Source organism: Paenibacillus sp. MER 180, from assembly GCF_023713665.1.
Lineage (GTDB): Bacteria > Bacillota > Bacilli > Paenibacillales > Paenibacillaceae > Paenibacillus_B > Paenibacillus_B suaedae.
The window spans coordinates 357,442-371,638 of the sequence record NZ_JAMAVT010000006.1; the positions used below are offsets into that span (position 1 = coordinate 357,442).

The following is a 14,197-nucleotide window of genomic DNA, read 5'->3' on the forward strand; positions in this document are numbered from 1 at the left end:
TGCATTGGTAGGAACGGCAATATGGTTAACAGGGATTCCGAGCTCTGGTAAAACGACAACGGCGTTAGCTTTGTCAGCAGCTCTTCAAGTAAGAGGCGTTAGGGTTGAATGCTTGGACGGCGATGAACTTAGACAAATGGTAGGACGAGAGCTTGGATTCAGTAGAGAAGATCGAATGGAGAATATTCGTCGTGCCGTCTATATTAGCAAGCTGCTGAACCGCAATGGTGTTACGACGATCATCTCCATGATTGCACCCTACTTGGAAATGCGAGACTATGCGCGAGCAGAGCTGGAGCCATACGTTGAAGTGTATGTGCATTGTCCCTTAGAGGATTGTGTGCGCAGAGATGTAAAGGGCTTATATGCAAAAGCAATAAAAGGTGAGATAACAGCATTTACGGGTATTTCTGATGTCTATGAAGCGCCGGTGCACCCAGAAATCACGATACATACGCACATAAACAGTGTGGAGTCTAATGTGAGTCAAATTTTAGAGTACTTGATGAAATAATGAAAGGAGGGAATGGCATGTTACGATGCTAGCCAGCAAATCATGCATTGGGTCACGAATCGTAATTGGGGGGGATAAGCGAACGACTTCCCGAATTGCTTGTCGGTTCACGGATCAGAGTACGCTTCATTCTTTATTAACCCGTCACGGCTTTCACGTCGAACATCAATATGCTGACTGGGATAAAACGCCGTTCTCTCCGTTATCTTCATCGATCATTACGTTTGTAGGAAAGAATAGGAGAGACGTATAATAAACACAATCTCGATTATTAACTAGGACTAAAAATGGTACGTGCCATTAGATAGGATCCGCGCGATGCGCGGTTTTTTATTTGGCTGTTTTCGCAAAGTATCTAAACAGGAATTTTCTATAATGCCCCCAAACACAAAACTACAATTCTATAGGGTGTAGTTTGGGCGGGGATACTCTGTGTGCTAGGTCCATAAATAACAATTAGATCTCGGTTCACAGGGGTTCCTGAAAAGTGTTGCCCATTTGTTAGTACAAGTTGAGTATAGGGAGAAATGATTAATCGTAATTGTCCATCACTACTCTCCAACTCAGTATTAAAATAATCTACTTTTACATTCTGATAGGGACTATTTTTTACTATGACAATTGCTTGATATTGTGGAGGGTAAATTAGAGGCGCAGGTGCATTACCGTCATAATATCCAGTCACTTGATCTCCCACTGACACCATTACATGGTCTACAAAATAGGTTTTGGGCGACACCACGAAATTTACGATTTCCCCCAACTCGTTGTCTACAGATATTAATTTATAACATCCTTCGCCATTTTGCCCTGTAAAAAAATCATTAATCATAGTGATAATCCCGTGAAAAGAATAAAAATTTGTCATTACAATACCTCCTTTTGCTTTATAAAGATAACGTATTATTCGTAACGTCAAATATCCTGTATGTACAGTATGTAGGTTAATAACTATATGATTGTGCAGATGCCTATATAGGAGATTCCTCGTGTTGTGCTAACATCTATTAGCCTTGTAACATACCTTGATGATTCCAACCACTCCACACTTATTAGAGGAACTAATCTTTAACTTTACAGGAGCGGCTTTTTGTTTTAATGGTATAAGTTCATGTCCCGAGCTAAGGATAAGAACTTGTATTCATAGCCGATTAGATACCTGCATAAAAAATAAAAGCGGTATTATTTAAGTCTTATTGTTCAGAGGGAAAATCCTTTAAAGAAAAGTGCTAATTCATGATACTCCGCTAACATGACTCCAATTGTGACGAAACTCTATAATGCTTATCTATATCGATTCCTCCATATGAGACATGATTCCAATCCCCTGCAAGCTTTATCCATAGGCGTACTTGCTTGGTTTTGATCCCAACATAGTTGCGCGCTATGAAAGTCAGCATTTATCAGCAGTTTACTAGCTGATTCTATAAAGTAGAGCAGAGTTGCTCACGCGTAATTCCCCCTTTCCACGAAGATTTCCAACCCGCTTGTCTACGCTCCTCACGATGTGATTAGGTATTGTTTTTCATGACTTTGTACGAGTATATAAGCTCTAAGGAGTTTGTATAAATCGGTTTAAAAAGGAGTGGATGCCCGCACGTTAACGGTTGTGCACAGCTTAGGCAGGATCCTATTCAAGAGAGGAGGCAGCTCACAAGATCGCGGCAAAGATGGTGTCGAAAAACGAAGGCACATTATGACCAAACCAAATCATGGGAGGTAATGTGATGATGTTTCAAACCCGTTTGGATTCCCGTTTCATCCAGCGATTAATGCTGATTGGAGGCGGATTGCTGCTCGTATTCGCTTGTATGTTCGCGTTTTCGAAGACCTTGTCAGCCCACGGATATATTAATGATCCGGCCAGCCGCGCGATCCAGTGTAAAAACGGATTAAATACCAACTGCGGCCCGATCGTCTATGAGCCTCAGAGCCTAGAGGGGCCGAAAGGTTTTCCTGCTGCCGGACCCCCTGACGGCAAAATCGCCAGCGCCGGCCTTGCTGGCTTCGCTCCGCTTGACCAGCAATCAGCTACTCGCTGGAACAAGGTGAGCATGAAGAGCGGCACCAACAACTTTACTTGGATTTTTACCGCTCGTCATGCCACGACAAGCTACCGGTATTTCATCACCAAGCCGGATTGGAATCCCAATGCACCGTTGACCCGCGCCCAGTTTGATCTGACTCCGTTCTGCACGATTAACGGGAATGGCCAGCAGCCGCCGGCCACGTTAACCCAAACCTGCAATGTGCCGCAAAGAGACGGTTACCATGTAATTCTCGGAGTGTGGGATATCGCGGATACCCAAAATGCCTGGTACATCGTCATCGATGCCCAATTCGGTCCCGGCGACAGCGTTGCACCTACGGCGCCGACTAATTTGGCAGTCAGCAACGTAGGCACAACGACGGCTACACTGACTTGGGGGGCCTCGACAGACAACATTGCCGTCACGGGTTATGAGGTGTACAACGGCGTCAATGTCATCGCCACGGTTCCTGCCAATCAGACGAGCGCCAATCTCACCAATCTATTGGCAGGCACGACTTATAATCTAGCTGTGAAGGCGTTCGACGCTTCCGGTAATCGGTCACCGCTCAGCAATAGTGTCCAGTTTACGACCACGAAATTACCGGTAGACGTGACGCCGCCGACCAATCCGACCGGCCTCCATGTGATGGGCACCCCGACGTCGACGTCAGTGACGTTGATGTGGAATGCATCCACAGATGATTCCGGTATCGCTGGTTACCGGATTTACAACGGCAACACGGTGATCGCTACTGTCACTGGAACGGCAACAGAGAAGGTCGTTACCGGTTTGTCGCCGAACACGCAATATACGTTTACGGTCCGCGCTTACGACCCGTCGAACAACGAATCTGGCAACAGCAATGCTGTGACGGTGTCAACGGCCGACGGTCCGAGTGCAACGCCATGGGCTCCAAATACCGCTTATGTGGTCAATGCGCTTGTATCCTATAACGGCAAGGTGTACAAATGCATCCAGAACCATACCTCCTTGCCGGGTTGGGAGCCGAGCAACGTGCCCGCACTCTGGCAACTGCAACCGTAAACGCAGGCTTTAGAATAGCAGGAAGCCCGCCGCTTGCAAAGAGCGTCGGGCTTATTGTTGATGGTCGATTCGATCGAGTGAATTTCATGCAATGATTCTACAATACTACCAGTGTTAAATATACAGACTAGAAATGGGGAGTAGGATAAAGGAATTATTGCGGATCCGTACGCCTCATCCCAAAATGCTATGGAAGGTGTTCAAGGCAACTTCATAAACAACGGGCAGATCAGCCTCGGAGTTAATTTAAATCTGTACCGAGTTACCCCGACCGGAGATGTGCTGGTAGGGAGTAATTCGACGAATACCATTCCGGCTGGTCAATATGCACGTCTCAAGATTACTTTGGCTTCGAATCAACCCGACGGACAGTATAGACTTGTCTTAAGCTCACCAGGTGACTTCACCGTCGTTGCCTATCTGGGCTACAATTAACGTTAAAAACCTCCTCGGCCACATTTCTCCTTACGGTGGCGATGGAGGTTTTCCTTATTTTTAACATATTAACGAACCTATATGTCTTTTAAAAAAGTTAGATGCTTTCGGAATCAATTTAGCTATTGACCTGAAATGGATTTCATACTTTAGCATACAAATAGGAGTTCTTTTTAAATATGCTAAAGGAGGATGATAACCATGTATACAACAATTATTTTTGATATTGATGGAACATTAATAAATACAGAACAAGCGGTGTTGAGATCCTTGCAGAAGCTGCTAAAGATTAACTATGATCGGGAAGTTGACTTCTCAGAACTTGCTTTTGTGCTAGGGATACCAGGTTCTGTCTCCTTGAAACGACTGGGCATTAAGGATAATGACATCGAATATGCAAATCATTGTTGGAATGAGTTTATGGGGGATTATAAACATACAATCCATGTTTACGAAGGTATTCAACAGTTGCTTGCGAGTCTGAAAGAACATTCTATTTCTACCGGGGTAGTCACATCCAAGACGAAACAAGAATTTGTCGACGATTTTGTTCCGTTTGGTCTTGATCAATATATGCAATACGTAATATGTGCAGATGATACAACATTGCACAAGCCTAATCCCGAACCATTACTAAAGTTTCTGGATATCTCGGGGGCGAAACCTGGGGCATCCATATACATCGGCGATACCATTTATGATTCTGAATGTGCCAGAGACGCTGGTGTTGACTTTGGACTAGCTTTGTGGGGATGTAAGCAAGGGGATTCTATTCCAGCAAAGTATAAGTTCAGACATCCACTGGACATGCTTACACTTTTAAATCTCCAGTAAAGGTATGTATCACATCTAAAACTTCTCATCTGCGATTGAATAGATGAGAAGTTTTTTATATATGTAAGTGATATTTATAGTTAAAGAGCTTAGATTAGTTCAATCAGACTTATCAGCAATGTAAAAATTCATCTCAACTATCTGATGATGCCACTTTGACACCTGCTTGTCGGGGACAAGAACATGATCCCATTTAAAGTCGCTATTAGCGGATTTTTTAAGATTTGATTTTCCAGATAATCGTTATCTAGATTACATTTTTATACATTGAACTGTATTAAAGGTTCTAATACTCTTAGTAAAAAGGGTATAACATTGTAAATTCATTTTAAAGTAAGAAAAGAAAAAGAAGGAAAGGATAAGCAATGAAAAAAATAAAAAATAAAAAGACATATATCATTTTGGGGATAACCCTTTTGGTTGTTATGGTTTGGATGAATAATACGAGTCTATTTTACTCGAAAGATACAAATTATAAGATTCTAGCTCATAGAGGGTTGGCTCAAACCTTTGATATTTCACAGGTAGAGTATGATACGAATACAGCTGAAATCATTTATCCGCCTGAGCACCCTTATTTAGAAAATACAATTCCTTCTATGCAGCATTTGATAATGGTGCTGACGTAGTGGAATTAGATATTCAGTTAACGAAGGATCATCAATTAGCTGTTTTTCATGATTTTACTTTAGAGTATAGAACAAATGGTAAAGGTGAAGTCAAAGATTATAAAATGAACGAATTAAAGAAACTAGATGTCGGCTATAGATATACGGCTGATAATGGTGAGAGCTATCCGTTTCGTGGCAAAGGCATTGGTATGATGCCAAGCTTAGATGATGTGTTTGCAGCTTTTCCTAATAAAGAGTTTTTAATTCATGACAAAGATGGAGATATGGAAACAACAAAAGTATTGTGGAATTCTTATTTAAGTAAAATGTCTAAGAATCAATTAGATAAAATAACAGTTTATGGTGATGGAGACAGCGAAGGGTTTGATTATTTACGTTCAAAACATGCAGAGTTGAAATTGCTGACGAAAACAATGATGAAAAACGCACTTTTAAAATACGAATTATTAGGTTGGACGGGATATATTCCGAAAGAATTGCATAATATGGAGCTTCATTTGCCTTTAAATTATGCGAAGTTCTTATGGGGTTGGCCAAATAAATTTATTGATAGAATGGAATCTGTCAACACGCGAGTCGTAATCGTAGAGGGAAATGGTAAATGGTCAGAAGGATTTGATACAAAAGAAAGCCTCGAAAAAATTCCAGCAGGATATCAGGGCTATATATGGACAAATAGGGTTGATAAAGTTACTAAATGATTAAATTCATCAAAAATAGTTGATTCTTCATTATAAGGAATCGTATTTCTTATGTTATTAAAGGGCAGGATTCCTGTTGTGAAAAGATAAAAATCCCATCGTAAAGAACCTGGTGGGATTTTTATTATGGGTTCGGGAGCGATAGGCTAAGAGATCGCGGCAATATTCATACGATTGCACGGCCAATGGATCCCCTTGTTTTCATTGAGTCCATGTGAAAACAAGTGTAACATAATGTAATCATTTTACGTCTACGCTAAAAAGGGAGGGGTTCGATGCTTCGAAAAATACTGCCGATTGTATTGTTATTGAGTGCTTGCAGCTCAGATGAAGGCCTTTCCGAACCACAATTGGGTAATACTCCTCCTCAGCCAGAAGTCATCGTTAATGGAGAATCCATTCAGGTGTATCAAAGCTCATACTGTTGGGGAAACACTTGTGCCGATTATATAAGTCCAGAAGAAATGCTTAGGGATAAGGAAAAAGAAACAGTAATTGCGAATTCAACTATTAAGTTTAGGTTTGAAGGAAAACAGCCGACTGAGACAAACCTTTCCAAATTCCATAATGGCGCACATTCTCAAGTAACAATAAGTGAAAACTCCTTTCAAGCTCCTGGAGAAAAAGGTGCTTATTACTATTCTCTTTCTGCAACTTGGCTAAAAGATAAAGAAAAGAGAATTTCTGAAGGTAGTTCAAGCTACGTATTTGTTATCGAAGTGCAAGATTAACTTGTTATTGTAAAACGAGGTATTGTTAAAGAGGCACTGTTCTTCAATCAAAAAAATTCCATTAAACTAACGGGACACGTTGTTCAATGAAACCAGGGAGCAAACGGTAGGGGAGGTATTCAATGATTGTACCTGCTCATTTGGACGGTGCGAAGGTGATAATGTATGTGGATAATGATGTGAACCGTCCAATCGCAAAAATGCTATATGAAGAAGATAATGGCTCTTCTAAGGAAATAATCATTACAGGATTAGCACTTGCGAAATACGACAATTCCAATAATTATTATCTATTCCTATGCGATAAGAACTGGGAAGTCTATCAAGATTTTGATATGGGATCAATCGAAGAGGCACTCCATAGTTCTATCGCAAGTTTTGAGCTAAACAACAGTGATTGGAAGTATGTATAGATTACGCTAACAAGTCACGATAGTTGATTAAACACATTTTGTTGAGCATGCTACCGAAGCCTGCACACTTATACAGTTGCATGTAAACCCCTTGAAGGACAAAAAAAGGGACGGAGTCCCTTTTTTCAAAGAGTATATTAGATTTTAACTGTACCCGTTTGACTGTCTGATGCGATAAATAATGGATTTCCAGTTTCAGTATGCTTCACACCTGCATCTGAAGTAGAGATGATACCAATAGAAATTATCATAAATAATAATAAGGTACTTAACAATAAGCTTGTGGAAAAAGATTGGGAGCTTGAACTTTTCAAAAAGCACCACACCCCTTACATGGTTTTTTAACCGTTTAGAAGATAACAGCAGACAGAAGCAATTCGAGAAAATCGTCTTGCAAATAAAAGCGCATATGGAGCATCCAACATTGTCACTCTATATCACCCAGAAAGATAATCTCATCGATGTACGGCAATTTCATCGTCGAGGTGATGGAAATATCGGCTACGGCTTGTACCCTTATGCTGAAGATGAGAAAGGAATCTGTAATCTTCTAAAACTAAAGGAGATAGAGGCGCTGGATGTTGGGCACTGATTCCGTGATTTTTATGTGATACAATAAGGGAAAGGGTAGAAGTTGGCAATTAGGAACGGAGGGCAAGCTTGCTTACGTGGAATAGCGATGTATGGGGAAAGCTGACTGGACCGTACAGTTCTGCAGAAAACCTATCTGTGTCATTGCAGCAGCTAATGCAGCATTATAGTCAGGAGATTTTTGATGAAATCTTCCAAGAGTACTTGTACCATCAAAATTCGATATATACGGCTACATATGCAGCGATGCCGTTTTTGGCACAAATAGCATGTTCTACATCTGATGCGGAAGTGCGCAAAGAGCTGTTTGTAAATTGCGGTATAATCGAGGCAAGCCGTGATGGGCACGATAAGGAACCATTTCCGGAAGCTTGGGCTGAACTGGCTGAAGATGTAGGCAGATCTGCCTGTACTGAATTGTATCGTGAATATGTAGAGGCCATTGGAAAACTCAAGGCGCTTACAAAGGAAGTATTCAACTACACGGCCCGTCATTCCATCGATGAGACGGAGAAACGTTTTTTTCTTGCTGCGGATGCCGCTTATCGAGGTTCGTATATGCTTGCCGATATGCTGATGACTTTTATTAACGGTGATGAGTATGTGGCCGTGTGTCCGGCCTGCGAAAATGATGTATTCATCTGGCCTCATGTAGATCATTCTGTAGAAATCGAAATACTTCAAGCCTATGAACAAGATCCCGTCTTTCACACTGATCAGGAATCCCATGTGATCGTCCCGGTCACGTCATTTGCAGATGAAGAATTACGAACATTAGCGGAGCGGGCGGAAGCGATCGGGGAGCAAACATTGGTTAGGCATCTGTATTATTTAGCGGGGGAAACATTATGTCCATCCTGCCGTGAGAAAATTTCCGTATGGCCGTCTTTACTTAGCACATTTTCAAAGTAGGGCGCAAGTTGTTAACCAATTGGATTTCTAGGAGCTGTCACGCCGCGACAAACTCCTTCTTATTTTTCGCCGATAGCCCCTTTGAGGTGAACCTTATTACAAGTAGGGCGAAATACGATCCTTAACTGTTAGAAGTGATAACTGCGCTACAGTATCCGAACTTAAAATTAATTTAGAGGCACGTTGTTTAATGATGTAACGCATGGTGATAGTACTTTAGACGGGCCTCTTTTTTATGAAACTCTATTAACGAACGTTAAAATTGTCTTAACTGGAATTCATTTTTTTTAGATTGTGTTATTGTTATTCTGTCTAATGGCGAACCCAATTTAGAGAGAGGGATGTTACTTGAAAAGAAACGTATTATATATTGAAGATAATGAGAAAATAGGCAGTTGGGTAAAAGAAGAATTGGAACAGCGAGGATTTTCAGTTCAGTGGCTCCTTTCTGGTGAAGGAGCCGAAAAAGAAGTACATCAGCATGAAGTAGTTATTTTGGATATCATGTTACCCGGGTTAGACGGATTTACGGTGGGAAAACGATTAAAGAAAGCAGATCCTGCTGTTCCTATTTTGCTGTTATCTGCTCGAACATCGATAGATGACAAGGTAGATGGTTTGCAATTTGCTGATGACTATGTAACGAAACCATTCCATACGGATGAATTGGTTGCAAGATTAGAAGTATTAATCCGTCGAAGAGGTGGAACACATTCCGAACGCATTTCATTAGGAGATCATATTGAAGTAGATCCGGAAGTCCAAATGGTATATGACAAACGCACAGGCGAAGAAATTATATTGACTGGAAAACAACATCAAATTTTAATGTTCTTCTTACGCCACCCCAATCAAGTTCTACCAAAAGAACAAATCTATGAAGCAATTTGGCAAGAAACTTATATCACTGGTGATAAAACAATAATGGTACATATCCATCGACTGCGTCAAAAGCTGGAACGTCATCCCGATTCTCCAGAGATTATTGAAACGTTGAAGGGAATAGGCTATCGGGTGAAACTATGAAACAGAATAGATCATTATTTCGTCGTTTTCTAAAAGTACATTTTCTATTTATCTTTCTTCCGCCCATTGTGCTTATTTTCTTGAGTGCGTTTGTTGGGTTTTCTAATATCCATGAAAAAGATCTAAATACGTTACATCTATTTTACGTTACCTTACTATTGTTTGGTTTTATTATTGTCGCATTTGTTATATTATCTTGGTTGTTCTTCTTGAGACTTCGCAAACGTCTCGCCCGCTTACAAGAAGTCATGTCATCTTCTGCTAAAAATAACTCATTTCCGAAACCCATATCTGTTCAAGCGGATCGTATGGATGAGATAGACCAGTTAGGAAGTTCCTTTAATTGGATGATTCAGCAGCTTGAAGACAGTCGTAAACAAGCATATGAAGAGGAATTGTTACGACATCGACTCATTGCGAATTTATCTCACGACTTACGAACGCCACTTACCATTTTGAGAGGACATGTCACCAAATTAAACAAAGAATCCATGAGTTTAGAAGGACAAAACTCGTTAACAGAGATCAACCATACGATTACCAGAGTCGGAGATCTAATGGATGATTTACTTACCTATACATTGCTTACCTCAGGAAGACATCCTTTTGGGCCCGTTTCAACAGATATTGGGCGTTTGGTAAGGGCATCTGTTGCTGCGTGGTATCCTGTATTTGAGGAAAAAGAAATTCAGCTCGATGTTGATTTACCGGCAGACGAAACATTTTATTGGGAAGCAGATCCTACATGGATGGCACGGGTTCTGGATAATTTATTTCAGCATGGTATTCGCGTACCAAATGGGGAGGCGTTCCGTAGTCAGTAAGAGGCGTTGGCTGCCTATGAGATGTACCGTGACAAAGCTATCGTCATTAAACCGAAGTCGTGGATATGATGATTGATGATATTACATCTGAAGCATCCGATTCCAATTACAGTATCATTGAGATCAACTTTAAGCCAGCCATTCATATCCACTGCTATCCATACAAGGGAAAGAACCGTAAAGCGGTTGAGAAAATTCTCGACTTGTTATTTAGGGAAGTGGAAAATAATTACGAATAGCCGAGATGCAAGACTTTATACTCCATGATTTCAACATGGTTTCTACACAAACAGGATCTAAAATCCAGATATAAAGTTCATGCACACAGACATTGCAATCATAAGGGAACTAACACCATAATCGAGGATGAATAACACTTGAATTAGGATTGAAGAAGCGGGTGAGCAATATGTCAGAAATTCGGGTGCTTGTAGTCGATGACGAGTGGGGAACTTATTGAACGACTCTAGTTAAAACAAAAAGGAGTAGCGAATGCTACTCCTTTGCTCTTTCTTCCATTCGTTATAAAATTTGACTTCGCAACAAAGTAATATAGTCTTGTTTTTCTGATAACCGCAGATACGGTTATTGTGACTACTGTAAGCATTCTACATTAACCATTTTTCTTGATCCGCATGTGGATTGTCAACACTATACTAGACAACTTTTTTAAGGGCTAATTTTCTGTAATCAACTGGTCTCATATAGCTTAGTGTTCCGTGAATCCGGTGTTTATTGTACCAGTTCACATAATCATTTAACAACAATTTCAGATGCTGCAAGTATCACACCTTTTTTTTGAACTTTGTTGTTCTTTGTTTTGCCCAATTGATACATTTCTTTTCAATTAAATGATATGATAATATAGAACAAAGTATTGTCGTTGTAATACATAAGATAAGCAGAAAAAGGGTAGGTATCTTAGCATACAAAAGTTTAAACAGTACCATCGTGATTGGAAAATGGCATAAATAGATACTATATGAAATTTCCCCCAAGTATACAAATACACCCTTATTTAAAATAGCTTTTACCTTTAGGTTATTAATTGCCATAATGATTATTATACTAACACCAATTACGACACCCCAATCTTTTAATAAGAAAGTAGTATCATTTTGAGAAAGCCCATAAATCAAAATGGAGTATAAATACAGAAAGACCCCTAATGCGATAAGTAGTTTTCTATTTATACTTTTCATATTTTTATATAATTGAGTAAGTTCTTCCTGATGTTTAAAAAGTAGCATTCCAACCATAAACATTGACGTGAAATGCAGTGTATCGGCGTAACCATTATAAAATCCCTCAGCTTTCCCAATATTCAACATATTAAGGAAAATACTAATTAAAGAAAAGCTCATGGCAAACAGTATCGTTTTCTTCCAACTCTGTTTATAAAAAAGAAGGAACAGCAAGGGGAACACGATAGATATACGCATTTCTTGAGCCAATGACCAGATCACCGGGTTGTAATTGTCTGTAAAAAAATTGTTTAGAAGTACAATATGATTGATAATATCTAATTTTGTTATAGAACCCTGCCACTTATCATAGAACCAATCTCGTAATCCCATCACCTCATACGGCGAAAATAAAACGAATAAAGCGAAGGTGATGAAAATCCAGACATAATAAGGGATATAGATTCGTACAAATCGCTTAATTAAATATCCCCAATAATTTGTTTTTGAATGATAAAGTGCCATAGATAGTACATAACCACTAAGTACATAAAAAATGATTACAGCTTCTCCACCAGCCCATAAAAACCTAAGAGGGGAGAATTTAATAGAATTAGGCAATGATGGTAGCATTAAACAAAAGTGCCCAAATACCACTGCAATAGCGGCTAAACCTCTTATAGAATCTAATTCTTTTATTCTTTTACTCATAAATTGTTCTCCTAATAAACCGTAGATTTTGTTGTTAATAAAGATGACTATACTAAGTGAATATATCGTGTTTATTTTTCTTTAAATCCCGATATAAACGCTACAGAAAACTGTATCTTCTTTTAAAGAGATTTTTCATATTTGTGCAATAAATTATAGAATAAATATTTAAAGAAAACAGAAATTTTATCTTAAGTTTTTATTAAGATTCTATTCATATTCATGTGTTGGGTCAGAATATGAATATCTAATTTATCAAAAATGAAAGGCTTTTATGTGCGTACAAAACATTGACCGTCAAGCATCTCAATAACCTGATCGAACAGGGTAAAACAGTGCTTTGCCAAATCTTCTGGATTTCAAAATATTCGTCATGCTATTTATGAACTATTGAACGATGTAGATATCGATGACAAGGAATTCGAGGAGATTAGGGTTAGTGAAATCGAACGAAAGAAACGAACTTGGATCAAGGGCATTACGGCCGCTGTGATTGTAGCTTGCATATCAACGGCAGCATTGGGAGCTGCGTTCCCAGCTTATGCGAACAATATCTCTATAATCAGAGATATTTTTAGAATAATTGGAACTGGGGTTTACCATGATTACAAAGAATTTTCGAATGAGATCAATATGTCGCAAGAGAGCCAAGGCATAGCGTTCACTATTAATGAGGCGATTTTCAATGGCGAGACAGTATCATTAACCTATTCATTAGATAGTAATCAAGATTTAGGAGATGCCTCAATTATTCATGGAGTTTTAGATATTCAGGACGCGGAGGGGATGGTCGTCAGCGATAAAATTACGAAGATAGGGCCGAAGAGATACGTCGGACTAATAATGGGAGCAGCCTACCATCAAAAGAAACCCGACACTGTAAAACTTACATGGAACGTGGAAGGGGTTACGATTCCTGACAGTAAAGAAATGATCAAAGGAAAATGGGATTATGCTCTTGAGCTGAAAGCAACAAAAAGTAAGGTACAGGTGTACAAGTGATTTCCCAGCGTGTAGAACAGGGTGGCGTATAAGTAAATATCATAGATAAATACATTTGCTCATGGTTTACGTATGGGACTGATAAGTGCAATAATAACTTCAAGGAATTTTGTAGCTGATTTTTGTATTAGGGAATAGGAATGTCCCAAAGTTCTTGTCATCCGACAAATAAATGATAAACCAAAGGCTGAAAGGGATTAAACCGAATTAGTGACATGTGTACAAAATACGGGTTTTGTGAAACAGTAGTATAGGTTTAAAAGGAGTCTCTCCAAATTGGCATGCATCTGCAGCTAAATCACATAATCTCACCATATTATCAAATGCTCATTACTGCGTGCATTTCATTTTATTTGTTCATTATTACTCTGACTTCAATGATTGCACAGTTGATTTATTATTACTGATTAATGTGTCGTCTGTTAGCGTGCTAATCCGCACATTGCATATTCCGCAATTACAGATGTTTGAACTGGCATCTTAGATCTATTATCGACTGGATTCGATCAAATCCATGAACTATTTCTTAATTGAACACCAGCCGACTTTAACAATTCACTTCTTTTCCATTATTATGTGAAATACTTCTCAATGATATACCACATTAGCT

At 39.4% G+C, this 14,197-nt stretch carries 13 protein-coding genes and 1 pseudogene; 11 read left to right on the plus strand and 3 right to left on the minus strand.

The window, feature by feature from the left end; genetic code table 11:
• The first annotated feature begins 4 nt into the window (after nt 1-4).
• A complete protein-coding gene (gene cysC / locus M3661_RS12985) occupies nt 5-514 on the plus strand; it encodes an adenylyl-sulfate kinase (protein ID WP_251485584.1) in 510 nt (169 codons plus the stop codon).
• Nucleotides 515-884: 370 nt separating this feature from the next.
• Here cysC and M3661_RS12990 read toward each other — a convergent pair whose 3' ends face one another.
• The gene (locus tag M3661_RS12990) at nt 885-1,382 is read right to left on the minus strand and encodes a hypothetical protein (RefSeq protein ID WP_251485588.1); all 498 of its coding nucleotides are present in this window, start codon (nt 1,380-1,382) and stop codon (nt 885-887) included.
• Nucleotides 1,383-2,244: 862 nt separating this feature from the next.
• Between M3661_RS12990 and M3661_RS12995 the strand changes: the two genes are divergently transcribed.
• From M3661_RS12995 to M3661_RS13035, 9 genes and pseudogenes are all read left to right on the plus strand, one after another.
• Nucleotides 2,245-3,591 carry a lytic polysaccharide monooxygenase gene (locus M3661_RS12995; RefSeq protein ID WP_251485683.1) on the plus strand — a complete coding sequence of 449 codons (1,347 nt, stop codon included), beginning with the start codon at nt 2,245-2,247 and terminating at the stop codon, nt 3,589-3,591.
• 636 nt (nt 3,592-4,227) lie between these two features.
• Nucleotides 4,228-4,860 carry an HAD family hydrolase gene (locus M3661_RS13000; protein ID WP_251485591.1) on the plus strand — a complete coding sequence of 211 codons (633 nt, stop codon included), beginning with the start codon at nt 4,228-4,230 and terminating at the stop codon, nt 4,858-4,860.
• 365 nt (nt 4,861-5,225) lie between these two features.
• Nucleotides 5,226-6,193, plus strand: a pseudogene (locus M3661_RS13005) (glycerophosphodiester phosphodiesterase family protein).
• Nucleotides 6,194-6,468: 275 nt separating this feature from the next.
• Complete coding sequence (locus M3661_RS13010; protein ID WP_251485594.1) at nt 6,469-6,924, plus strand: hypothetical protein; 456 nt, start codon at nt 6,469-6,471, stop codon at nt 6,922-6,924.
• 122 nt (nt 6,925-7,046) lie between these two features.
• Nucleotides 7,047-7,337: a hypothetical protein gene (locus M3661_RS13015; protein WP_251485597.1), complete on the plus strand. Its 291-nt coding sequence runs from the start codon at nt 7,047-7,049 to the stop codon at nt 7,335-7,337.
• Between the two features lie 301 nt (nt 7,338-7,638).
• Nucleotides 7,639-7,929, plus strand: coding sequence for a hypothetical protein (locus M3661_RS13020; RefSeq protein ID WP_251485598.1), 291 nt, complete (start codon nt 7,639-7,641; stop codon nt 7,927-7,929).
• A gap of 68 nt (nt 7,930-7,997) precedes the next feature.
• On the plus strand, nt 7,998-8,840 hold the full coding sequence (locus tag M3661_RS13025) for a hypothetical protein (RefSeq protein WP_251485601.1): 843 nt from the start codon (nt 7,998-8,000) through the stop codon (nt 8,838-8,840).
• A gap of 348 nt (nt 8,841-9,188) precedes the next feature.
• Nucleotides 9,189-9,866 carry a response regulator transcription factor gene (locus M3661_RS13030; RefSeq protein ID WP_251485604.1) on the plus strand — a complete coding sequence of 226 codons (678 nt, stop codon included), beginning with the start codon at nt 9,189-9,191 and terminating at the stop codon, nt 9,864-9,866.
• Entirely contained in the window at nt 9,863-10,690 is an 828-nt protein-coding gene (locus tag M3661_RS13035) for a HAMP domain-containing sensor histidine kinase (protein ID WP_251485606.1), read from the plus strand. Before M3661_RS13030 ends, M3661_RS13035 begins: the two co-directional genes overlap by 4 nt.
• Before the next feature lie 656 nt (nt 10,691-11,346).
• Here the strand turns inward: M3661_RS13035 and M3661_RS30755 are convergent.
• Complete coding sequence (locus M3661_RS30755) at nt 11,347-11,472, minus strand: IS3 family transposase (protein ID WP_083189664.1); 126 nt, start codon at nt 11,470-11,472, stop codon at nt 11,347-11,349.
• A 3-nt stretch (nt 11,473-11,475) separates the two neighbouring features.
• Entirely contained in the window at nt 11,476-12,585 is a 1,110-nt protein-coding gene (locus tag M3661_RS13040; RefSeq protein WP_251485607.1) for an acyltransferase family protein, read from the minus strand.
• A gap of 390 nt (nt 12,586-12,975) precedes the next feature.
• Between M3661_RS13040 and M3661_RS13045 the strand changes: the two genes are divergently transcribed.
• Nucleotides 12,976-13,587, plus strand: a complete 612-nt coding sequence (locus M3661_RS13045; protein WP_251485617.1) for a DUF4179 domain-containing protein — start codon at nt 12,976-12,978, stop codon at nt 13,585-13,587.
• Nucleotides 13,588-14,197 lie beyond the last annotated feature (610 nt).

Bases quoted from the DNA above. Each gene is read 5' to 3' on its own strand.
- M3661_RS12990 (WP_251485588.1), bottom strand. From the start codon at position 1,382: ATGACAAATTTTTATTCTTTTCACGGGATTATCACTATGATTAATGAT.
- M3661_RS12995 (WP_251485683.1), top strand. From the start codon at position 2,245: ATGTTTCAAACCCGTTTGGATTCCCGTTTCATCCAGCGATTAATGCTG.
- M3661_RS13000 (WP_251485591.1), top strand. From the start codon at position 4,228: ATGTATACAACAATTATTTTTGATATTGATGGAACATTAATAAATACA.
- M3661_RS13010 (WP_251485594.1), top strand. From the start codon at position 6,469: ATGCTTCGAAAAATACTGCCGATTGTATTGTTATTGAGTGCTTGCAGC.
- M3661_RS13015 (WP_251485597.1), top strand. From the start codon at position 7,047: ATGATTGTACCTGCTCATTTGGACGGTGCGAAGGTGATAATGTATGTG.
- M3661_RS13035 (WP_251485606.1), top strand. From the start codon at position 9,863: ATGAAACAGAATAGATCATTATTTCGTCGTTTTCTAAAAGTACATTTT.
- M3661_RS13040 (WP_251485607.1), bottom strand. From the start codon at position 12,585: ATGAGTAAAAGAATAAAAGAATTAGATTCTATAAGAGGTTTAGCCGCT.